Genomic DNA, 290 nt, shown 5'->3' with positions numbered 1-290 from the left:
TAGATGTGATGAATTTAAAAGAAAATCTATATGAAGGCGATATTTCGCTCATTAATTGGGCACAAAATGATTACTTTTTAGGTTCAATTATTGTCGTTTCTACAGAAGAAAAGGAAAAAAACTTAAAGAATGCGAAACAACTTAGTCTCTCTCTTTTATATTGACTACATACCGAAGCTCCTCGTTTAGACGGAGGAAATGGATATCCAGGATTACGACTGAGGAAGGATGTCCTAGGTACAGAAGACGGTCTAGCTAAATCACCATACATTCGTGAATCACGCAGGATT

At 36.2% G+C, this 290-nt stretch carries 1 pseudogene; it reads left to right on the top strand.

The annotated features are described in order from the left end of the window. A pseudogene (locus JKP73_RS22875) lies at positions 1-290 on the top strand (FAD-dependent oxidoreductase); the annotation flags it as partial.

The sequence above is a fragment of the Virgibacillus salexigens genome (assembly GCF_014905415.1).
In the GTDB taxonomy this organism is placed as follows: Bacteria; Bacillota; Bacilli; order Bacillales; family Amphibacillaceae; genus Virgibacillus; species Virgibacillus salexigens.
Note: the sequence above shows the minus strand (reverse complement) of the source record. Positions and strands in the feature narration are given on the sequence as shown.